Origin of the sequence: uncultured Cellulomonas sp. (assembly GCF_947494015.1) — a bacterium.
GTDB lineage: Bacteria > Actinomycetota > Actinomycetes > Actinomycetales > Cellulomonadaceae > Pengzhenrongella.
The window spans coordinates 35330-56501 of sequence record NZ_CANLTL010000010.1; the positions used below are offsets into that span (position 1 = coordinate 35330).

The following is a 21172-nucleotide window of genomic DNA, read 5'->3' on the forward strand; positions in this document are numbered from 1 at the left end:
GGATGTCAGTGGCTGACCGTAGAGTGTGGGTATCGCTTTGATCGAGGCATGGCCGGACGGGGCGGAAAGGGGCGGGCGATGAGTGTCGACAATCCCGTTCCGGCGCCGTCGGGGGACGCCGCTTCGGGTGGCCCGTCGTGCGTTTCTTCCCAGGTGGGTGCGGCGTTGTCGGCGATGGAGGCCGCGGTCGACGTGCTGGCCGGTCTGGACGTGGCGGTGGTGGACGGGCCGGCGGCGGCGGTGGTGGCGCGCCGGTTGGCGGTGGTGGTCAGTCGGGCGGTGGTGGCCCGGGTGCGGCTGCTGCCGGTGATCGACACCGACGGGCTGTGGGCGCTCAGTGGTGCCCGGTCGTTCCCGGTGTGGGTGTCCCACGAGCACCAGGTGTCGGTGCAGACCGCCCGGGCCCAGGTGCGCCTGGGCCGGGCCCTGCGCGACCACCTGCCCGCCACCTCTGACGCCGCCGCGACCGGGGCGATCACCGTCGAGCAGGCCCAGCTGCTGGCCACGTTGACGCCCACCACGGCGCAGCGGCGCCAGGTGCTGGCGGACCCGGCGCATGAGTGCAACGAGGCGTTCCTGCTCGACCAGGCGGCGCGGTTGTCGGTGGACGAGACGCGGGTGCTGGCCCGGCAGTGGGCCGCCTACGCCGACCCCGACGCCGACGACCGCGGCTACGTCGAGTCCGGCGACCGCGAACACCTCGAGCTCTCACGCATGGGCGACGGATACCACCTGGAAGGGCAGCTCACCATCGAGCACGGGCAGACCCTGAAAGCCGCCCTGGCCGCCGTCACGCCGGTGCCGGCGGTCGACGACGACCGCACCCCCACCCAACGCCGCGCCCACGCGCTGGCGGACCTGGCCGCGATCACCCTCGACCACGGCCTGGTCGGGACCGGCCGGGCGGTGCGCCCGCGGGTCACGGTCCTGGTCGACGAGCCGACCTTCCGCGCCCGCGCCCAAGCCGCCCTGGCCCGACCCCCGCACGGCACGCCGCCCGCGCAGAAGCAGGGCACGTTGGCTGCCCCCACCGACGGCCACGACACCGCTCCCAGCGCTCCGCCAGCGCTGACGGCGGCGATGCTCACCGGTCAGGCGGTGGCCGGTGGGCCGCAGTACGAGGACCGCACCCCCGTCCCCCGCGCGTTGCTGGACCGGATCGCGTGCGACAGCCAGATCAACCGCATCATCTTCGGACCCCACGCCGAAGTCCTCGATGTCGGACGCGCCGAACGCACCTTCACCCGACATCTACGCGCCGCGATCACCGCCCGCGACAAGCACTGCCAATACCCCACCTGCACCGCACCACCACCGGTGTGCGAAGCCCACCACGTCCAGCACTGGGCCCGCGACCACGGCGCCACCAAGGTCGACAACGGAATACTCCTGTGCACCTACCACCACGGCCTCATCCACCGCCGCGGAATACAGATCCACCGGCACGGGAAACACTGGACATTCCACGACGTCCACGGAAGTCAGCTCGACCCCGACCGGGACCGAAACGGGACGAGGTCGTTATTCGGGCCTGTCCGACGACGGCGGTGAGCGGCGATTCCGGGCGCATCTGTGGTCCGTTCGAACGCAGCGCGATTCGGCACCGGGGTGCGGGATCGAGACGGCCCTGAGAGAGGACCAGGAGAGCTGGCGACCGCCGGCCACGAAGGTTCGTCAGTACCGCCGGATGGCCAGCACCGTCACGTCGTCGTTGGTGGCGGGCGCACCCGAGACGAGCTGCTCGCACAGCTCGTCGGGGTCTCGGCTCGCGGCGGCGGCCCGCACCCGCAGGTCCTCGAGGCTCTCCAGGAGGTGCACGCCGCGCTCCTCGACGAGACCGTCGGAGTACAGCACCAGCGCGTCACCCGGGGCGAGCTGGATCGTCGCCTCGTCCGACGGCGTGGCGACGTCCACGCCGAGCGCTGGACCGGTCGCCTCGCGGACCAGCCGGGCGTCGTCGCCGGACACGTGCAGGATCGGCAGGTGTCCGGCACTGGTCACCCGCACGGTGCCGGTCGCCGGATCGAGCTCGGCAGCGACGACGGTCGCCAGCTTGCCCGGCAGGAGTGCGCCGATCAGCGTGCTGAGCTGGCGCAACGCGACCGACGCGCTGCCCTCGTTGACGAGGTACGCGCGCAGCGCGTGCCGCATCTGGGCGGTGATCGCGGCCACACCCATGCCGTGCCCGGCGACGTCGCCGACCATGACCACGACGCGCCCGTCGGGCAGCACGGTCACGTCGTACCAGTCCCCGCCGATGATGTCCCGGCCGCTCGGCAGGTACCGCGTGGCGAGGGAGAACCCGGCCGGGATGGCGGGGCGCTCGGTGACGACGATGCGCTGGAGGGCCGCCGCGATCCGACCGTCCTCGGCCGTTCGCCGTGCGAGCAGCTCGTCGACGTCCTGGCCCAGTCGCTTCGCGGCGGCGGCCTCCGATGCGCTCCACGGCTCGGACCGCCCCCGGACCTGCTCGACCCATGCGGCGAACGACGCCCGAGGGGTGAGCCGGAGCCCGGCGTCAGTCACTTCGACGTGCTGCGCGTGCGGGTTCCCCGCCCAGTGCACCTCCGCGAGCACCTCGGGGCGGAACCACATCAGGAAGTCGTTGCGGCCACCCGACATCAGCGGCACGGCCAGCACACCGCTCGCCGTCGCGGCGATCCGCTGCGGCAGGTCGGTTGTCGGGAAGTCGCGGGTCAGGCTGTCGGACACCACCGGCTCCCGGCTGCTCGACCACCACAGCCGGGCGAGCTCGTCCACCTCCTCGGCCGATGGCGTCTGACCGAGCAGCCGGACCTCGCCGTGCACCCGGACGGCCGCGCCCGCGGCGCCGTCGATCAGGTCCAGGACTCCGCCGTGCTCCGTGAGGGTGGTCAACGGCTCCCGGATGTTGGCGGCGAGCGCCCGGGTCAGGTCCGCCGCCGTCGCGGTGATCGACAGGGCGTCGACGTACCGGGCCTCGTCCTCCTTGCCCTGCAGCAGCAGCGAGGCCGTCCGGCCCAGGAACTCGGCGAGGTTGCGGGTCGCAGCGCTCGGGTAGTGCGGGCCGTCGTAGTGGTGGCACGCGATCAGGCCCCAGAGTCGGCCGTGCGACAGCAGGGACACCGACATCGAGGCGCGCACACCCATGTTTGCCAGGTACTGCAGGTGCACGGGGGAGACACTGCGCAGGGCGGCGCCGGAGAGGTCCAGCGGGAGCCCGCTGCGAGGGTTCAGCGGCGGCACGAGCGGGCTGGCGGTGTAGCGGGCGTCCGGGATGGAGCGCAGCCACTGCGTCGTGTAGAGCGCGCGCGCCTGCTCGGGGATGTCCGAGGCGGGGTAGTGCAGACCGAGGAACGGCTCGAGGTCCTCGCGTGCCGCCTCGGCGACGACCTCGCCGTTCCACTCCTCGTCGAACCGGTAGACCATGACACGGTCGAACCCGGTCACCCGGCGCACCTCGTGGGCGAGCATCCGGGTCAGCTCCGTCTGGGTGCCGGCGCCCTGCAGTGCGCGCAGCGCGAGCCGCGTGCGCGGCGCGGACTCCGGCAGCGCGTCCCCCCGCGGTTCGAGCTCCACGACGAGCAGCCCGTCGGTGCGGTGCGCCAGCAGGTCGACCGTGCGCCGAACGCCGTCCGGGCCGTTCAGCTGCACCCGCCGGGGCTCGCCACCCTCGTCGCCGGGCGCGAGCGCGGACAGATGCTCGGCACCCAGGACGTCGGCCAGCCGTAGCCCGAGCAGCTCCTCGGCCGGCCGGCCCAGGTGCTCGGCGGCGTTCGCCGAGGCCATCAGGATGGTGTGGTCGCCCTCGTCCGCGACGAGCAGCGCGCCGTGGGCCTGGACGGACCCCGGGATGCGGATCGGCTCATCGGCGCAGTCGACGACATGGTTCAGGGACAGGGGTGCAGCAGCGGTCACGCGGAGGTCCTCAGGGCCGGGCGGTGCGATCGGCGGGCGGTCGATCGGCGGAACGGGAGACGGGGCGGGGCTGCTCAGCCAGCACGGGGAGCACCCGGCGTCGAGCCCGATGGATGACGAATCTAACCCGAGTGCGTCGACGGCGCCCCGGATGCTCCGGGCGCCGACGTGCGACAGTCGCAGTCGCAGTCGCAGTCGCAGTCCCGGTCCAGTCGCAGTCGCAGTCGCGGGTGCGCACGAGTGGTCGTGCGGCGCCGCGCGGACGGCGCGAGAGAGGAGACCCATGAGAGCGGTCGGTGTACTGCGCCGCCAGCTGCGTGCGGCCGGTCGGCGCACCGGCCCGACACGCGTGCGGGAGGCCCTGGCGCTCAGTGGTGGCGGCTCGCGCGCAGGCTTCGAGATCGGTGCCCTGCGCTACCTGTACGACGTCGTCGGTGTCTCGCCGAGCATCATCACCGGCACCTCCGCCGGCTCGCTGGTGGCGGCCGTGCTCGCCCAGAGCCGGGACCCGCACGAGCAGCGCGCCGCCCTGGCCGGGCTGGAGACGCTGTGGCGAGGCATGAGGACGTCGTCGGACCTGTTCGAGGAGACGCCCTGGTTCACGTCGCTGCGCACCATCGCCCCCGAGTGGCTCGAGGTCTTCCAGCGACGACGCCGCGTCGGGCACGTGCTCGGCGACCCGGCCGAGGCGCCGATGTGGAGCCCCTTCCGGACGGTGGACGCGCTGCTCGCGATGCGGGCGCTGGGCCGTACCGGCCGGGACCTGGAGCACGTGCTGTCGGCGGCGGAGACCGCGCAGGGACTCTTCGCCCCCGGCCGCCTGACCCGCCAGGTGCAGGACCCGGCGGTCTTCGACCCCGGCCGGGTGCCCGGCTCGGGGGTGCAGCTGCGGATCGCCGTCGTGGGCCTGGAGTCCGGGGAGCTGCGGTACGTCACGGAGGCCGGCCGGCTCGTCGATCGCAGCAACCGTCCGGTCCCCGGCGGGGCCACGATCGCGATCACCGACGCCGTCCGGGCGTCGTCGGCCATCCCGGTCGTCTTCCCGCCCGTGCGGCTCGACGGGGAGCACTACGTGGACGGCGGGGTGCGCGAGGTGGTCCCGATCGAGATGGCTGCGCGCCACCTGGGCGGCACCCGGTGCTGGGCGGTGGTCGCGTCGGCGACCGGCAGCCCACCGGACACCGACTTCGCGGGCAAGAACATCCTGGCCATCGCGTCCCGGGCGTACACCGACATCATGTGGGACGAGGTGCTGCGCGACGAGGTCGAGCTCGCGCGGACCTCGGCCCGCGTCACGCTGATCCAGCCGGAGGTCGACGTCCACGACAGCCTCGGCGTCGACCCGGGCCTGACCGCGATCGACATCGACCACGGCTGGCTGCGGGCGGGCGACGTCGTGCGCGGGGCCGATGCGGACGAGTGCCGCCTCACCGCGCGGATCGTCACGCTGCGCCGCGACATCTGGCAGGCGGAGCACGCCCACGCCGGCGTGCCGATCGTCCGCGGCGCGGGCGGCGGCCCGGGCGGCGGCACGGGCGGCGGCACGGGTGCCGCTGCCGTGTCGGACGCGCCCACGGCGCACCGCCGCCCCACCGCCGCGGACGACGCCGCACTCGCCCTGCTCAAGCGGCAGCTGCGCGACGCCGTCGCCGCGAAGGACCCGGCACAGCTGCCCGCCGGTGCGCACGGGTGGTGGCAGCGGTGGGAGGACCACGCGTGGCCGACGCCGGTGCGCCGGCCCTGGCCCGCCGACTGACGCGCCGCCTGGCGACGCGCCGCGTGGCGACGGGCCGCGTGGCGACCCGTCGCCTGCGAGCCTGCGGCCGAGGTCAGCCCGTGCCCAGGACCGCCCACCCGTGCGCCGGCAGCACGACCTGCGTGGCGGGTCCGGCGCCGTCCACCCGGCCGTCACCGGCCAGGACGGATGTCGCGCCGGGTGCGGTGAGCGTGGTCGCGGAGTCCTCGAGGCTCAGGGCGAGGAGCAGGGCGTCGTCGCCGGCGTGCTGGCGCAGCACGAGGGTGCGGTTGGTGCACAGCACGGACTCCGAGCGCGCGGTGTGCAGCCACGGGTGCCGGCGGCGCAGCGCGATCAGCGCCCGGTGCGCGTCGAGCACGGACGCGCCGCCCGGCGCGAGCTCGCCCGGCGTCGGCGGGAAGGTCGGCCGCACGGCGTCGTCCCCGCCGGCCCGGTCCTCCTTCACCCCGGTCATGCCCTGCTCGTCTCCCGCGTAGACCGTCGGCGTGCCGCCGAGGCCGAACAGCAGCGCGACGGCGTGCAGAAGGTGGCGGCGGTCGGTGATCCTGCTGGCCAACCGGGTGACGTCGTGGTTGCCGACGAAGGTGAGGGGGACGAACGTGTCCAGGAAGGTGTCGTGGCGGGTCAGCGCCCACGCCAGCTCGAAGAAGTTGCCGTCGTTGAGCGAGCTCCAGATGGCCTTCCACAGCTCGTACTGGGTCACCGCGTCGAAGCCCGCCTCGGTGACCACGGCGCCGAGGTCCCCGTGCAGCACCTCGCCGAACACGTACGCCTCGGGGTGCCTGGCGCGGACGGCCGGCAGGACGCGGCGCCAGAACGACGTCGGGACGGCGTACGCGGCGTCCAGCCGCCAGCCGTCCACGCCGCGGTCCAGCCAGTGGTTCATCACCTCGGCGACGTGCGCCGCGACCGCGGGCTCGTCGTGGTTCAGCGCGACCAGCGCGTGGTGGCCCTCGAAGTCGGCGTAGCCGGGCTCCGTCCCGGGTCCCGCGCCCTCGGGCCAGGTGAGGCGGAACCAGCTCTCCCGCGGGGCTCCGGGACCGTGCCGCAGGGTCTCGGCGAACGCCTCGAACCCGCGCCCGACGTGGTTGAACACACCGTCCACGGTGACCCGCAGCCCGCGCGCGTGGGCGGCGGCGAGGAAGTCGTCGAAGTCCTGCTCGGTGCCCAGCCGCGGGTCGATCCGCAGGTGGTCGACGGTGTCGTACCCGTGCGTGTGCGAGGCGAAGACCGGGCCGAGCGCGATCCCGGACAGGCCGAGGTCCACCACGTAGTCCAGCCAGGCGGTCAGGTGCTCGAACCGGTGCCCGGGTGGCGCCCCGGCGTCGAGCGCCTCGGGTTCGGCGCCCACGAACCCCAGCGGGTACACGTGCCACCACATCGCGTGCTGCACCCAGCCGGGCATGCCACCTCCGCAGGTCAGGTCCGGTCAGGACAGGCCGGATCGGATCGGATCGGGTCGGATCAGGTCGGATCGGGTCCGTCAGCCCCCCGTGACCGGTGCGCCCGGTCGCGCCGTCGAGCCTGCCACTGTAGCCGCGGGCACGCGGACCGCTCGCCCCACCGGTGCCGGGACGACCGGTGCCCGGACCTGCAGCCTGGTCAGCGCGCCCGCGGCCTGCGGAACGACGTCGACCGGCCGGAGCCCCTCCCGGCGCAGACCGTGGGTCGCCAGCTCGACGTCCAGCACCGCGAGCGTCATCGCCCACAGGGCGTCACCCCAGCCGCCCTGCCACCGGGCGCGCAGCCGCAGCCCTGCGCGCCAGGCGTCGGCGCACGCCTGGCCACGCCAGACCAGCTCGCCGTCGCGGGTCGCCAGGACGAGGTCCGACGTCGCCGGCTGCGCGTCGGCGTCGAGCTCGAGAGTCAGCAGAGCGGACCGCGGCCGCAGGTGGGTGCTCACGCGCCCGAGCCTGGCAGCGGTCTGTGACGGCGGCGTTTCCGTCGTGTGCCGACCTCGCGGCCGTCGCCCGCGGGTGCCCGCAACCCTAAGGTTCGAGGCATGGCCCCCGTGCGCGACGACCGTCTGCTCGCCGTGCTGCGCACCATGCTCGACCGGGTCCACCTCGCGACGCCCGGGCAGGTGCCCGACGTCGTCGCGGCGGCGGCCGCGGAGCTGGGGTGGACCACGGCGATCTACCTCGTGGACGACGAGCAGCGTCAGCTCCTGCAGTTCTCCGCGACGCGCGCCCCGCACGCCGACCCGCAGTCCGTCGAGGGCACGCTGGCCGGCCGGGCGTTCAAGCTGGTGCAGCCGGTCGTCGTCCACGGTGGCGAGCCCGCCGTCTGGGTCCCGCTGGTCGACGGCACCCACCGGCTCGGCGTGCTGCGGATCGCGGTGCCGGTCGGGACCGACCTGGCCGACCCGACGGTCGAGGACGCCTACCGGATGCTCGCGCACCTGGCCGGTCACCTGGTGGCCGCCAAGCGGCCGTACGGCGACGCGGTGTCGCGGGCGTCGCGCACCCGGGAGCGGTCCGTCGCGTCCGAGCTGCTGTGGGACCTGCTGCCGCCGCTCACCTTCGGCTGCGAGGGGCTGGTCGTCTCGGCGATCCTGGAGCCGTGCTACGACGTGGCCGCCGACGCCTTCGACTACAGCGTGGTCGACGACGTCGCCCACCTCGCCGTGCTGGACGCGACCGGTCACGACCTGCGGGGCACCGTCTCGGCGGCGGTCACGCTCGCCGCGCTGCGCAACAGCCGACGCGAGGGCCGCGACCTGGAGACGACCGTGCGGGTGATGGACCGCTACGCGACGGAGCAGGGCCGGGGGCAGATCTTCGTGACGGCCGTCGTGGCGACCCTGGACCTGCCGACCGGACGGCTGCGGTATGCGAACGCCGGGCACCTGGCGCCGCTGCTGATGCGGCGCGGCAAGGTCGTCAAGCAGCTCACCGGCGGGCGCCGCGTGCTGATGGGTCTGGGCCACGAGGAGGTCGCCGTCGCCGAGGAGCAGCTCGAGCCGGGGGACTGCGTGGTGCTCTACACCGACGGCATCACCGAGGCGCGCGACGACACGGGGACGTTCTTCGGCATCGACCGGCTCATCGGTCACCTCGAACGGTCCGCCGCGGCCGATCTGCCCGCCCCCGAGATGTTGCGCCGGCTCAGCCACGACGTGCTGGACCACCAGAAGGGCGTCCTGCAGGACGACGCCACGCTCGTGGTGGCACAGTGGGCGAGCGGCGAGGAGCACACGTACACCTCGGGGCTCGCCGCGGCGCCGACGCCCTTGGGCGCCGACGCGCTGCGGCACTGACACTGGCACTGACGCCGTCCCGGCCCCGCTGAACGCCGTCATCACACCCACTCGTCCCACCGGAGGACCCATGCAGTACCGCACCCTCGGCCGCAGCGGCACCGTCGTGTCGACCCAGTGCCTGGGCACCATGACGTTCGGCGCGGAGGCCGACGAGGAGACCTCGGGCCGGCTCATGACGACGTTCGTCGAGTCCGGCGGGACCTTCGTCGACACCGCCGACGTCTACGGTGCCGGCACGTCGGAGAGCATCGTGGGGCGGTGGCTCGCACAGCATCCGACCGACGCGGCCCAGGTCGTGCTCGCGACCAAGGGCCGGTTCCCGATGGGGTCCGGCCCCAACGACCACGGGCTCTCCCGCCGCCACCTGCGCGACGCGCTCGACGCCTCGCTGCGCCGGCTCGGTGTCGACCACGTCGACCTGTACCAGGTGCACGCCTGGGACGCCCTGACGCCGCTGGACGAGACCCTTCGGTTCCTGGACGACGCCGTCGGCGCCGGCAAGATCCTCGGCTACGGGTTCTCCAACTACCTCGGCTGGCAGCTGACCAAGGCGGTGCACGTCGCGGCGGCGCACGGCTGGGCGGCCCCGGTGACCCTCCAGCCGCAGTACAACCTGCTGGTCCGGGCCATCGAGCACGAGGTGGTGCCGGCCGCGCTCGACGCGGGGATCGGCCTGCTGCCGTGGTCGCCGCTGGCCGGCGGCTGGCTGACCGGCAAGTACGAGCGCGACGTCGACCCGTCCGGTGCCACCCGACTGGGGGAGGACCCGACCCGCGGCATGGAGGCGTGGCAGGCCCGCAACGACGACGAGCGGACCTGGCAGGTCCTGGCCGCGGTGCGCACGGTGGCCGACGCGCACGGCGTGTCGTCGTCGCAGGTCGCCCTGGCCTGGCTCGCGGCGCAGCCCGCGGTCACCTCGGTCATCCTCGGCGCCCGCACCGTGGAGCAGCTCATCGACAACCTCGGCGCCGCCGACCTGGTGCTGACCGACGACGAGCTGGCCCGGCTGGGCGCAGCCAGCGCGCCGCGGGTCGACGACTACCCGTACGGGGCGGCCGGCGTCCAGCAGCGGCACCGCAAGCTGACCGGCGGCCGTTGATGACCGCCGCCACCGACGCCGATCACCAGCAGCAGTCCCAGCCCGCGGCCCCATCGGCGCCGGAGCCGTCGCCGCGGCCGTTGCCGCACAGCACCCCGCGCGAGCAAGGGGTCGACGCCCGCGGCGTGCTCGCGTTCGTCGACGCGCTCGAGGCCGCGCCGGGCATCGAGCCGCACAGCCTCATGCTGCTACGGCACGGGCACGTGGTGGCGCAGGGCTGGTGGCGCCCGTACCGGCCGGACGGTCTGCAGCTGCTGTACTCGCTGAGCAAGAGCTTCACCGCCACCGCCCTCGGGCTGGCGGTCGCCGAGGGCCTGGTCGGCCTGGACGACACGGTGCTCAGCCACTTCCCCGAGCTCGACGACGAGGTCACCGATCCCCGCACCCGCCGCATGCTCGTGCGGCACGTCGCGTCCATGGCCAGCGGCCACCTGACCGAGACGCTGGACCGCGCGCACGCCGCGGACCCCGAGAACCTCGTCCGGGGGTTCCTGCTCACCCCGCCCGACCGCGAGCCCGGCAGCGTGTTCGCGTACAACCAGCCCTGCACGTACACGGTCGGGGCGATCGTGTCGCGCCGGTCGGGGCAGTCGCTGACCGACTTCCTGCGGCCGCGGCTGCTCGACCCGGTCGGGATCGGGGACGTCGCGTGGCAGCGCGACCGCACCGGCACCCAGCTCGGCTACTCGGGCCTGCACGCGACGACCGACGCCATCGCCCGGCTCGGCCTGCTGCACCTGCAGCGCGGGGTGTGGGACGGCGAGCCGGTGCTCGACGAGGCCTGGGTCCGGGAGGCGTCGTCGTTCCAGGTCGCCAACGCCGACGCGAACGACAGCCCCGACTGGGCGCAGGGGTACGGCTTCCAGTTCTGGCGGTCCCAGCACGGCTACCGCGGCGACGGGGCGTACGGCCAGTTCTGCCTCGTGCTGCCCGAGCACGAGGTGGTGCTCGCGATGACCGCCGCGACGCCGGACCTGCAGGGCGTGCTCGACGCCGCGTGGACGCACCTGCTGCCTGCCTTCGGGCCCGTGCCCGGGCAGGACGCGCACACCGATTCCGACGACGACACGCACGACGACGGCACGCACGACGACGGCGCCGTGCGCGCCGACGAGGCGCTCGCGGCCCGGCTCGCGGCCGCCGTCGTGCCGCCGGTCGGGGGGAGCCCCGCGCCGCCCGACGCGGGCGCCGAGGGATGGGACGGCCTGGTCGCGACGAGCTCCGACGGCCCCGTGCGGCGGCTGGCCGTCACCGACGCCGGCGGGCGGTGGGAGGTGACGGTCACCGGGTCGCACCCCGCGGACACCGACGCGCCGCTGAGCGTGACCCTGGCTGGACCCGATGGCGGGACCGGCGCCGACGACCGCGGCTGGGCCGTGGGCTCCGCCCTGCTGCCGGACGGCGGGACGGTCCCGGTGGCGGTCAGCGGGGGCTGGACCGGACCGGACCACCTGCGCGTCGACGTGCTGTTCCGCGAGACGCCCCACCGGCTCGAGATCGCCTGCACGCGCGACGGGGCCCTGGCCGGGAACTGGTGCACCGAGCCCCTGGGCGACGTCCCGCTGCGCCGGTTGCGAGCACCCGTGGCGTGAGGCGCGAGGGGTCCGGGGCCGGCGTCGTCAGCCCGCGTAGGGCAGCACCGGGCGTCCCGGGGTGTCGACCCGGGCGCGGAACACGGCACCGGCCCCCGGCTCGGGGTCGTCCAGCCCCTCCCGCGAGGTCGTGATGTAGAGGTCACGCAGGTCGTGCCCGCCCAGCGTGCACGCGGTGACCCCCTGCGCCGGCACGGTCAGCTCGGTCAGGACCGACCCGTCGGGGGAGAGGCACCGCACCCGCCCCGCGCCGTTGAGCGCCACCCAGACGTTGCCGGCCGAGTCCACGGTCAGGCCGTCCGGGACGCCGTCGTCCACGCTGTGGAAGCGACGGCGGCCGGTCAGCTCGCCGTCGACGACGTCGAACACGTCGGTGCCGCCGGCGCGCGAGTCGTCGTAGTAGGCGTGGCTGCCGTCGGGACTGAAGTCCAGGCCGTTGGAGATCGTCACGCCCTCGAGCACCCGGGTGACCGCTCCGTCGGCGTCGACCCGGTAGAGGGTCGCGGCGCCGGGGGACTGGTCGTAGGCCATCGACCCGGCGTACAGCCGGCCGGCCGGGTCGCACCCGCCCTCGTTCATCCGGATGCCGGCGTCGGACCACAGCGGGTCGAGCGGCACCGGGACGTCGTCGGGACCGTCGGCGAGCGCCAGCCCCCGCTCGACCGCGACGACGTAGCCGCCCCGCGTGCGCGGGCGCACGAACGCCGCCACGTCGCCGACGTGCAGCCGGTCCACCGACCCGTCGGCGCGCAGGGTCAGCAGGTCTCCCGCCAGCATGTCCACCCAGCGCAGACCACCCCACTGCGGTGACCACACCGGGCCCTCGGCGTGGAAGGCGATCGGGTCCGTGACCTGCTCGACGGTGCTCATGCGCACGATCCTGCTGCCGACCGCAGCCGGCCCGCACCTCGGCGCCGCACCGGGGGTCGCACCGGGGGGTCGCGCCGGGGCGCGATGATGGTGGGGTGGGTGCCGAGCAGACCGTGGTCCGGACGGCGGTCCCGGTGGACGTGCGCCGGACGCTCGCCAGCCTGCGGCGCGGGCACCGCGACCCGGCGTACCAGGTGACCACCGACGGCGCGGTCTGGCGGGCCACGGCGATGGTGTCCGGCGCGGCCACCGTGCGGCTGCTGCAGACCGGACCCACCGACGTCGAGGTCACGGCGTGGGGCGCCGGCGCGGCCGAGGCGCTCGCCGCCGCGCCCGCCCTGGTCGGCGAGCTCGACGACGTGACGGGCTTCGACCCGCCGCCCGGCCCGGTGCGGGACGCCTACCGCCGGTCGTCGACGGTCCGGCTGCCGCGCAGCGGTCGCGTGCTCGAGGCGCTCGTGCCGGCGATCCTCGAGCAGCGGGTGATCACCCGGACCGCGTACGACGCCTGGCGCTGGCTGCTCGAGCGGCACGGCGCCCCGGCCCCCGGGCCGGCACCGGCCGGCATGCGCGTCCCGCCGTCGGCGCAGGCCTGGGCGTCGGTGCCGGTGTGGGACTTCCACCGCGCCGGCGTCGACCCGCGCCGGGCCCGCGCCGTGGTCGCGGCGGCACGGCTCGCGCACCGGCTCGAGGACGCGGCCACCGAGGGTCCGGCGGAGACCACCCGGCGCCTGCTCCTGGTCCCCGGCGTGGGCCCGTGGACGGCCGCGGAGACCACCCAGCGGGCGCTCGGGGACGCCGACGCCGTCTCCGTGGGGGACTTCCACCTGCCCGGCCAGATCGGCTGGGCGCTCGCCGGCGAGCGGGTCGACGACGCGGGGATGCTGCGGCTGCTGGCGCCCTACCGGCCGCACCGGTACCGCGCCGTGCGCCACCTGCTGCTCACCGGCATGGCGCGCGCGCCACGTCGGGGACCGCGGCTGTCGGTCGAGGACCACCGGCACCGCTGAACGTGCACGCGTAGCGTGCCGTCGTGACCACCGACGCACCCACCGCCCGCGCCGTCGCCGACCGCTGGGTCGAGACCCTCGCCGACCTCGACCCGGGCGTGGGTACCGCGCTGGGCATCCGACCCGGCGACACCCGCATGCCGGACGGCTCACCCGAGGCGCACGCCGAACGGGCGGCAGCCGCCCGAGCCGCCCTCGACGAGCTGGCCGGCGCCCGGGTCCTCGACGACGACGACCGCCGGTGCGCCGCCCTGCTGCGCGAGCGCCTGGGCACCCAGCTCGCCGTGCACGACGCCGGCGAGCACCTGGCGTCGCTGCGACCGATCGGCTCGCCGGTGCAGTCGCTGCAGTCGATCTTCCTCATGATGCCCACCGCCGACGACGGCGACTGGGACGTCGTCGCCCGGCGGATGGCGCAGGTGCCGGGGGCCGCCGAGTCGCTGCGGCAGTCCCTCGCCCAGGGCCTGGCCACCGGGCAGGTCAGCGCGGCGCGGCAGGCGCAGGCCGTCGTCGACCAGCTCACCGCGTGGCTGCCGGGGCCGCGGGACCCCGGCTGGTTCGCCGGCTTCGTCGCGGGTGGCCCGGACGCGCTGAGCGGCGACCTCGCCCGCTCGGCGGCGGTGGCGGCGGAAGGCGTCGCGGCCCTGCGGGACTGGATCGAGGGCACCTACCTGCCCGCCGTCGCCGACGTGCCGGACGGCGTCGGGCGCGACCGCTACCGGCTCGGTGCCCGCACGAGCCTGGGGGCGGACGTCGACCCCGAGGAGGCGTACGCCTGGGGCTGGGACGAGCTGGGCCGGATCGAGGCGGAGATGGCGGTCGAGGCCGAGCGGGTGCTTCCCGGCGCTGGCGTCGCCGAGGCCTTCCGCCACCTGGACGTCGCCGGTGAGGCGGTCGAGGGCGTGGAGGAGGTGCGCCGGTACCTGCAGACGTTGATGGACCGGGCGATCGGCGAGCTGGACGGCACGGTGGTCGACATCGCCGAGCCGGTCCGCCGGGTGGAGGCGATGATCGCGCCGCCCGGTGCCGCGGCGGCGCCGTACTACACCCGCCCGTCGCTGGACTTCCGTCGGCCGGGACGCACCTGGCTGCCCACGCTGGGCCGCACCCGCTTCCCCACCTGGGACCTGATCAGCACCTGGTACCACGAGGGCGTGCCGGGTCACCACCTGCAGCTCGGCCAGTGGGCGCACCGCGCGCGGGAGCTGTCCCGGTTCCAGGTGAGCGTGGGTTCTGTCTCCGCGACCACCGAGGGCTGGGCGCTGTACGCCGAGCGGCTCATGGACGAGCTGGGCCACCTCACCGATCCCGGCACCCGCCTCGGGTACCTCGACGGCCAGCGGATGCGCGCCGTGCGGGTGGTGATCGACATCGGCATGCACCTGTCGCTGCGCATCCCGGCCGGGTCGTCCTTCCAGCCCGGTGAGACCTGGACGGCCGAGCTCGGGCGGCGGTTCCTGGCCGACCGGAGCGGCTCGCCCGCCGACTTCGTCGCGAGCGAGGTGGTGCGCTACCTCGGCTGGCCCGGGCAGGCGATCAGCTACAAGCTCGGCGAGCGGGCGTGGCTCGCGGGGCGTGCGGCGGCCCGCGCACGCGCCGAGGCGGACGGACGCACCTTCGACCTGCGCGCCTGGCACACCGCGGCGCTCTCGCTCGGGTCACTCGGCCTGGACGACCTCGAGCGGGAGATCTCCGGGCTGTAGCGAAGGATGTAGGGCCGGGCGGACCGGTGGACGACGGCGCACCGGCTGACCGTCCCGCCCCCGCCGGTACCCCGGCTCACCAGGACGGAGGAGCCGCCGGGTGAAAAACGGTTGCCGAGGGCATCTTCACGTCCGCCGACCCCCAGGATGGGGCCGTGCACGCGAACCGCGCCCCCGGCGCACCCCTGGTCTCGATCGGGATGCCGGCGTACAACGCCGAGGCATTCATCGTCCCCGCGATCGAGAGCCTGCTCGCGCAGACCGTGACCGATCTGGAGGTCGTCGTCTCCGACAACGGCTCCACCGACGCCACCGAGCGGCTCTGCCGGGAGATCGCCGCACGCGACCCCCGCCTGCGCTACGTCCGCCAGCCGGTCAACCGCGGCGGCGCCGCGAACTTCGCCGCGGTGTTCGACCTGCGCCACCCGGACGCCCTCTACTTCAAGTGGGCGGCGGCCGACGACGTCCACGAGCCGGGCTACCTGGCCGCCGTGCTGGACGTGCTGCGCAGCGACCCCTCGGTGGCGGTCGCGCACACCGCGACCGACGACATCGACGAGCACGGCCTGCACCTGCGCGGATGGGACGACCAGGGACTGCGCGCGGACGATCCGGACGTGGCGGTCCGGTTCGCGAGCCTGTCCCAGCGCAACCACGAGTGCTTCAGCATCTTCGGCCTGGTCCGGGCCGACCTGCTGGCCGCGACCCACGGGCTGGGCCGCTACCCCGAGTCCGACCGGGTGCTGCTGGCCGAGCTGTCCCTGCGCGGCCGCCTCGTCGACGTGCCGCAGGTCCTGTTCCACCGCCGCCAGCACGCCGGGCGCTCGGTGCGGGAGTACCCGTCCGCGCGGTCGCGCACCGCCTGGTTCAACCCCGACCTCGTCGGCCGCCCGGTGTTCCCCGAGTGGCGCCTGGGCCGTGGCTACGTCGAGGCGGTCCTGTCGGCGCCGCTGAGCCCGGCCGACCGGTCCCGGTGCCTGGCGCAGATGGTCCGGTGGGGCGGGCAGCACGCGCCGCACCTGGCGCGCAACGTCGCCCGCACCGGGGTGGACCTCGCCCGCGGTGAGGTCCGGCCCGGTCGTGGCGCGCGCCCGGCCGGCCCGTCGGGCGCCGCCGCCCGCACGCTCGGGGACGTGCGGGTCCGGTGACGCTGCCCGTCCTGACCGCGCACGCCGAGCGTGCGCGGGCGGCGCTGCCCGCCGCCGTCCACGAGTTCATGGCGTCCGGCGCCGGCGACGAGGTGACGCTGGCGGAGTCCGCCGCGGCGTGGTCGTCCTTCCGGCTGCTGCCGCGCGTGCTGCGCGACGTCGGTGTGGTGGACCTGACCACCGAGCTGCTCGGCGACGCCTTCGCCTCCCCGGTCGGGATCGCCCCGGCCGGCTACGCGGGCCTGGTCCGCGACGAGGCCGAGGTCGCCGTCGCCGACGGCGCCCGACGGTCGGGGAGCCTCTACGTCGTCTCGACCCGGGCCTCGCGGCCGCTGGAGGAGGTCGCGGCCGCCGTCGGCGGTCCGTGGTGGTTCCAGGTGTACATGATGCGCGACCGTGGCCTGACCCGGGGGCTGGTGGAGCGGGCGGTCGCCGCGGGGGCGCGCGCCCTGGTGCTCACCGGCGACACCCCCGTCGTCGGCATCAAGCGCCGGGTCGGCGCGGCCCGCATCGACATCCCGGACGACAGCTTCCTGGTGAACCTGGCCCGGCACCTGTCCCCGGGCGACGCCCTCGCCCCGCGCGCCGCCGCCGAGCAGGACCCGACCGCGACGCTCGACGCCATCGGCTGGCTGCGCGAGCTGAGCGTTCTGCCGGTGCTGGTCAAGGGCGTCCTGCGTCCCGACGACGCGGCGGCCTGCCTCGACGCCGGCGCGGCCGGCGTCGTGGTCTCCAACCACGGGGGGCGCCAGCTGGACCGGTCGCTGCCCGCAGCCCTGGCGCTGGCCGGCGTGGTCGACGCGGCCGCCGGCCGCGGACCGGTGCTGGTCGACGGCGGCGTGCGGTCGGGTCTGGACGCCCTGGTCGCGCTCGCGCTCGGCGCGCAGGGCGTGCTGGTGGGCCGGCCGGTGGTGTGGGGGCTCGCCGCGGACGGCGCCGACGGTGTCGCCGCGGCGCTCGCCGCGGTGCGTGACGACCTCGCCCACGTCATGGCGCTCGCCGGCGCGAGCACGCCCGCGGACCTGGACCGGTCGCTCGTCGTCCCGCCGCCCGGGTCGCGCTGACCCGCCCCCATCGCCCCTGCCCGTCCTGACCGACGGCCGCCCGTCGCGGCCGACCCGCCGTCCTGCCCCGGAGACCGCCCATGCCCGCACCCCACCCCCGTGACATCCCCGTCGTGATCCTCTGCGGCGGGATGGGGACCCGCCTGCGCGAGGCCAGCGAGAAGCTGCCCAAGCCGCTGGTCGACATCGGCGGCCGCCCGATCCTGTGGCACATCATGAAGACCTACGAGGCGCACGGGTTCCGGCGCTTCGTGCTGGCCCTGGGCTACAAGTCCGACCTGATCAAGCAGTACTTCCTCGACTACCGGCACCTGACGTCGGACTTCACGCTGCGCCTGGGCGGGGACCACGAGCCGGTGTTCCACAACTCCGCCGGCGACGTCGACTGGGAGATCACCTTCGTCGAGACCGGCCTGACCACCGGCACCGCCGCGCGGATCCGGCGCGTGGCCGAGCACCTGGACGCGCCACGGTTCGCGCTCACCTACGGCGACGGCATCGGCGACGTGGACGTGACCCGGCTGCTCGAGCACCACGAGCGGGCCGGCGTGGTCGGGACGCTCACCGGCGTGCACCCGGGCAGCCGCTACGGCGAGATGCGGGTCGAGGGCGACACCGTCGTGGAGTTCAACGAGAAGCCGACCCTCGCCGAGGGCTGGGTCAACGGCGGGTTCTTCCTCTTCGAACGCGAGTTCGTCGAGAAGTACGTGCCCGAGGACGCCGACGTGATGCTCGAGACGGCGCCCCTGCAGGCCCTGGCCCGGGACCGCCAGCTGTCGGTCTTCGAGCACGAGGGGTTCTGGATGGGCATGGACACCTTCCGGGACTGGACCGAGCTCAACACCCTGTGGGACCGCGGCACCGCGCCGTGGAAGAAGTGGGAGGACTGACACCGTGCGCGTGCTCGTCACCGGGACCGAGGGCTACCTCGGGTCCCTGCTCGCCCCGACCCTGCTCGCCGAGGGCCACGACGTGCTCGGGGTCGACACCGGCCTGTACAAGGAGGGCTGGCTGTACAACGGCTCGCCCCGCACCCCTCAGACGCTCGTCACGGACATCCGGCACCTGGAGGTCGGCGACCTCGAGGGCGTCGACGCCGTCGTGCACATGGCCGAGCTCAGCAACGACCCGATCGGCGACCTCATCGGGGACGTCACGTACGACATCAACCACCACGGGTCCGTGCGGCTGGCCGGGCTGGCCAAGGCCGCCGGCGTGAGCCGGTTCGTGTACATGTCCTCGTGCAGCGTCTACGGCGTCGCCGACGGCACCGTGGACGAGACGAGCCCGGTCAACCCGCAGACCGCGTACGCCCGGTGCAAGGCGCTGGTCGAGCGCGACGTCCTGCCGATGGCCGACGACGACTTCTCGCCCACCTTCCTGCGCAACGCCACCGCGTTCGGCGCCTCGCCGCGGATGCGGTTCGACATCGTGCTGAACAACCTCGCCGGGCTCGCCTGGACCGAGGGTCGCATCGCGATGACCAGCGACGGCACGCCGTGGCGTCCGCTCGTGCACGGCCTGGACATCGCCGCCGCCATCCGGGCGGTGCTCGCCGCCCCGCGCGAGGACGTGCACGGGCAGGTGCTCAACGTCGGCAGCGCCGAGCAGAACTACACCGTGCGCCAGATCGCCGAGATCGTGGCCGCGGAGTTCCCCGGCTGCGAGGTCTCCTTCGGGGCCCCCAGCGCCGACAACCGCAGCTACCGGGTCGCGTTCGACAAGATCCGCTCCGTGCTGCCCGGCTACGAGTGCGCCTGGGACGCCCGCACCGGTGCGGCCCAGCTGCGCGAGGTGTTCGAGCGCATCGACCTCGACGCCGCGACGTTCACCGGACGCGGTCACACGCGCCTGAAGCAGATCGAGCACCTGATGCGGACCCGCCAGGTGGATGACCAGCTCTTCTGGACGGTGCCCGCATGAGGTTCACCCCGACCGCCGTCGACGGCGCCTGGATCGTCGACCTCGAGCCGCACAGCGACGACCGGGGGATGTTCGCCCGGTCCTTCGACGCCGAGGAGTTCGCCGCGCACGGCCTGGACGCCGCGGTGGTGCAGGCCAACCTGTCGTTCAACCACCACGCCGGCACCGTGCGTGGGCTGCACCGGCAGGTCCCGCCGCACGCGGAGGGCAAGCTCGTGCGGTGCATCGCCGGCGGGATCGTGGACGTCGCCGCCGACGTGCGGCCCGGGTCGGCGACCTACGGCCGGCACGTCATGGTCGAGCTCACCGCCGCCAACCGGCGCGCGCTGTTCGTCCCGCCGTACGTGGCCCACGGCTACCAGACGCTCGTGGCCGACACCGAGGTGATGTACCAGGTCAGCGGGCCGTACGCGCCGGGCGGCGAGGAGGGCTACCGGCACGACGACCCGGACCTCGCCATCGCCTGGCCGCTGCCCGTCTCGACCATCTCCGCCAAGGACGCCGGCTGGCCGCTGCTCGCCGAGCGGGTGGACCGGTGATCGTCGTCGACAGCCTGCTCGCCGAGCGGCAGCGGAACGGGCGGCCGGTGCGAGTCGCCCTCGTCGGCGCCGGGTTCATGGGTCGCGGACTGGTCAACCAGATCGTCAACGCGACGCCCGGCATGGACGTGGTCGCCATCGCCGCCCGCCGCCCCGAGCAGGGGGTGCGCGCCTTCACCGAGGCCGGCGCCGCGCACGTCGCGACGGCGGACGACGTCACCGCCGTGGACCGCGCCGTCCGGGCGGGCACGCCCGTGGTGACCCCGGACTGGCGAGCGGTCGTGGCCGCCGACGGCGTGGACGTCGTCGTGGACGTGACCGGCGCCGTCGAGCTCGGCGCGCACGTCGCCCTGGCCTGCTTCGAGCACGGCAAGCACCTGGTGCTGATGAACGCCGAGGTGGACGCGACGGTCGGGCCCGAGCTCGCCCGACGGGCCGACGCGGCCGGCGTCGTGTACACCGGCTGCGACGGCGACCAGCCGGGCGTGCAGATGAACCTCGTGCGGTTCGTGCGCGGCCTCGGCCTGGAGCCCCTGGTCGCCGGCAACATCAAGGGCCTGCAGGACCCGTACCGCAACCCGACCACGCAGGAGGGCTTCGCCCGGCGGTGGGGCCAGGACCCGCACATGGTGACGAGCTTCGCCGACGGCACCAAGATCAGCATGGAGCAGGCGGTCGTCGCGAACGCGACCGGGATGAGCGTGCACCGGCGGGGCATGCTCGGCCGTGACCACCACGAGCACGTCGACACGCTCGTGGACCACTACGACGTCGACGAGCTGCGCAGCCTCGGTGGAGCGGTGGACTACGTGGTCGGCGCCCAGCCGGGACCCGGCGTCTACGTGCTCGGCACTCACGACGACCCCAGGCAGCGGCACTACCTCGAGCTCTACAAGCTCGGCACCGGGCCGCTGTACAGCTTCTACACGCCCTACCACCTGTGCCACTTCGAGGTGCCCACCACCATCGCGCGCGCCGCGCTGCTGGGCGACGCGACGATCCGGCCGCTGTCCGGCCGACCGAGCGTGGAGGTGCTGACGACCGCCAAGACGCCGCTCGCGGCGGGGACCGTGCTGGACGGGCTCGGCGGGTACCACACCTACGGCCAGGCCGAGCGGGCCGACGTCACCGCGACCCAGCGCCTGCTGCCGATCGGTGTCGCCGAGGGCTGCACCCTGGTGCGCGACGTGCCGCAGGACGCGGTCCTCACCTACGACGACGTCGTGCTGCCCGAGGGGCGTCTGGTGGACCGGCTGCGCGCCGAGCAGGATGCCCGGGTGCCGTCAGCCTGACGCGCGACCCGCCGCCG

The 21172-nt window shown here is 74.8% G+C and carries 17 protein-coding genes; 13 read left to right on the plus strand and 4 right to left on the minus strand.

The window, feature by feature from the left end:
• Positions 1-174: 174 nt before the first annotated feature.
• Positions 175-1551, plus strand: a complete 1377-nt coding sequence (locus tag Q0840_RS12325) for an HNH endonuclease signature motif containing protein (protein WP_298459951.1) — start codon at positions 175-177, stop codon at positions 1549-1551.
• A gap of 123 nt (positions 1552-1674) precedes the next feature.
• On the opposite strand, the gene Q0840_RS12330 is transcribed toward Q0840_RS12325, so the two are convergent.
• Positions 1675-3897: a SpoIIE family protein phosphatase gene (locus Q0840_RS12330; protein WP_298459837.1), complete on the minus strand. Its 2223-nt coding sequence runs from the start codon at positions 3895-3897 to the stop codon at positions 1675-1677.
• A gap of 283 nt (positions 3898-4180) precedes the next feature.
• On the opposite strand from Q0840_RS12330, the gene Q0840_RS12335 reads away from it, so the two are divergent.
• Positions 4181-5653: a patatin-like phospholipase family protein gene (locus Q0840_RS12335; RefSeq protein WP_298459839.1), complete on the plus strand. Its 1473-nt coding sequence runs from the start codon at positions 4181-4183 to the stop codon at positions 5651-5653.
• Between the two features lie 73 nt (positions 5654-5726).
• Here the strand turns inward: Q0840_RS12335 and Q0840_RS12340 are convergent, their stop codons facing one another.
• Positions 5727-7058, minus strand: a complete 1332-nt coding sequence (locus Q0840_RS12340) for an alpha-amylase family protein (protein ID WP_298459840.1) — start codon at positions 7056-7058, stop codon at positions 5727-5729.
• 78 nt (positions 7059-7136) lie between these two features.
• A complete protein-coding gene (locus Q0840_RS12345; RefSeq protein WP_298459841.1) occupies positions 7137-7556 on the minus strand; it encodes a hypothetical protein in 420 nt (139 codons plus the stop codon).
• A gap of 99 nt (positions 7557-7655) precedes the next feature.
• On the opposite strand from Q0840_RS12345, the gene Q0840_RS12350 reads away from it, so the two are divergent.
• The 3 genes from Q0840_RS12350 to Q0840_RS12360 all read left to right on the plus strand — a co-directional run bounded on the left by Q0840_RS12350 (position 7656) and on the right by Q0840_RS12360 (position 11606).
• Positions 7656-8912 carry a PP2C family protein-serine/threonine phosphatase gene (locus tag Q0840_RS12350; protein ID WP_298459842.1) on the plus strand — a complete coding sequence of 419 codons (1257 nt, stop codon included), beginning with the start codon at positions 7656-7658 and terminating at the stop codon, positions 8910-8912.
• 70 nt (positions 8913-8982) lie between these two features.
• Entirely contained in the window at positions 8983-10014 is a 1032-nt protein-coding gene (locus tag Q0840_RS12355; protein WP_298459843.1) for an aldo/keto reductase, read from the plus strand.
• On the plus strand, positions 10014-11606 hold the full coding sequence (locus Q0840_RS12360) for a serine hydrolase (protein ID WP_298459844.1): 1593 nt from the start codon (positions 10014-10016) through the stop codon (positions 11604-11606). Before Q0840_RS12355 ends, Q0840_RS12360 begins: the two co-directional genes overlap by 1 nt.
• A gap of 27 nt (positions 11607-11633) precedes the next feature.
• On the opposite strand, the gene Q0840_RS12365 is transcribed toward Q0840_RS12360, so the two are convergent.
• Positions 11634-12476 carry an SMP-30/gluconolactonase/LRE family protein gene (locus Q0840_RS12365; protein WP_298459845.1) on the minus strand — a complete coding sequence of 281 codons (843 nt, stop codon included), beginning with the start codon at positions 12474-12476 and terminating at the stop codon, positions 11634-11636.
• Positions 12477-12571: 95 nt separating this feature from the next.
• Here Q0840_RS12365 and Q0840_RS12370 point away from each other — a divergent pair, with 95 nt between their 5' ends.
• From Q0840_RS12370 to Q0840_RS12405, 8 genes are all read left to right on the plus strand, one after another.
• Complete coding sequence (locus tag Q0840_RS12370; RefSeq protein ID WP_298459847.1) at positions 12572-13486, plus strand: DNA-3-methyladenine glycosylase; 915 nt, start codon at positions 12572-12574, stop codon at positions 13484-13486.
• Between the two features lie 23 nt (positions 13487-13509).
• Positions 13510-15189, plus strand: coding sequence for a DUF885 domain-containing protein (locus tag Q0840_RS12375; RefSeq protein ID WP_298459848.1), 1680 nt, complete (start codon positions 13510-13512; stop codon positions 15187-15189).
• Between the two features lie 155 nt (positions 15190-15344).
• Positions 15345-16337: a glycosyltransferase gene (locus Q0840_RS12380; protein WP_298459849.1), complete on the plus strand. Its 993-nt coding sequence runs from the start codon at positions 15345-15347 to the stop codon at positions 16335-16337.
• On the plus strand, positions 16334-17401 hold the full coding sequence (locus Q0840_RS12385) for an alpha-hydroxy acid oxidase (RefSeq protein WP_298459850.1): 1068 nt from the start codon (positions 16334-16336) through the stop codon (positions 17399-17401). The genes Q0840_RS12380 and Q0840_RS12385 overlap by 4 nt, the downstream gene beginning before the upstream one ends.
• Before the next feature lie 80 nt (positions 17402-17481).
• A complete protein-coding gene (locus tag Q0840_RS12390; RefSeq protein WP_298459851.1) occupies positions 17482-18291 on the plus strand; it encodes a sugar phosphate nucleotidyltransferase in 810 nt (269 codons plus the stop codon).
• 4 nt (positions 18292-18295) lie between these two features.
• Positions 18296-19324, plus strand: a complete 1029-nt coding sequence (locus Q0840_RS12395) for an NAD(P)-dependent oxidoreductase (RefSeq protein WP_298459852.1) — start codon at positions 18296-18298, stop codon at positions 19322-19324.
• On the plus strand, positions 19321-19863 hold the full coding sequence (locus Q0840_RS12400) for a dTDP-4-dehydrorhamnose 3,5-epimerase family protein (RefSeq protein ID WP_298459853.1): 543 nt from the start codon (positions 19321-19323) through the stop codon (positions 19861-19863). The genes Q0840_RS12395 and Q0840_RS12400 overlap by 4 nt, the downstream gene beginning before the upstream one ends.
• Entirely contained in the window at positions 19860-21155 is a 1296-nt protein-coding gene (locus tag Q0840_RS12405) for an NAD(P)H-dependent oxidoreductase (protein ID WP_298459854.1), read from the plus strand. The genes Q0840_RS12400 and Q0840_RS12405 overlap by 4 nt, the downstream gene beginning before the upstream one ends.
• Positions 21156-21172: the final 17 nt, after the last annotated feature.

Coding starts and splice junctions, on each gene's coding strand:
- Q0840_RS12360 (WP_298459844.1), top strand. CDS start 10,014: ATGACCGCCGCCACCGACGCCGATCACCAGCAGCAGTCCCAGCCCGCG.
- Q0840_RS12400 (WP_298459853.1), top strand. CDS start 19,321: ATGAGGTTCACCCCGACCGCCGTCGACGGCGCCTGGATCGTCGACCTC.
- Q0840_RS12365 (WP_298459845.1), bottom strand. CDS start 12,476: ATGAGCACCGTCGAGCAGGTCACGGACCCGATCGCCTTCCACGCCGAG.
- Q0840_RS12340 (WP_298459840.1), bottom strand. CDS start 7,058: ATGCCCGGCTGGGTGCAGCACGCGATGTGGTGGCACGTGTACCCGCTG.
- Q0840_RS12390 (WP_298459851.1), top strand. CDS start 17,482: ATGCCCGCACCCCACCCCCGTGACATCCCCGTCGTGATCCTCTGCGGC.
- Q0840_RS12355 (WP_298459843.1), top strand. CDS start 8,983: ATGCAGTACCGCACCCTCGGCCGCAGCGGCACCGTCGTGTCGACCCAG.
- Q0840_RS12335 (WP_298459839.1), top strand. CDS start 4,181: ATGAGAGCGGTCGGTGTACTGCGCCGCCAGCTGCGTGCGGCCGGTCGG.
- Q0840_RS12350 (WP_298459842.1), top strand. CDS start 7,656: ATGGCCCCCGTGCGCGACGACCGTCTGCTCGCCGTGCTGCGCACCATG.
- Q0840_RS12325 (WP_298459951.1), top strand. CDS start 175: ATGGAGGCCGCGGTCGACGTGCTGGCCGGTCTGGACGTGGCGGTGGTG.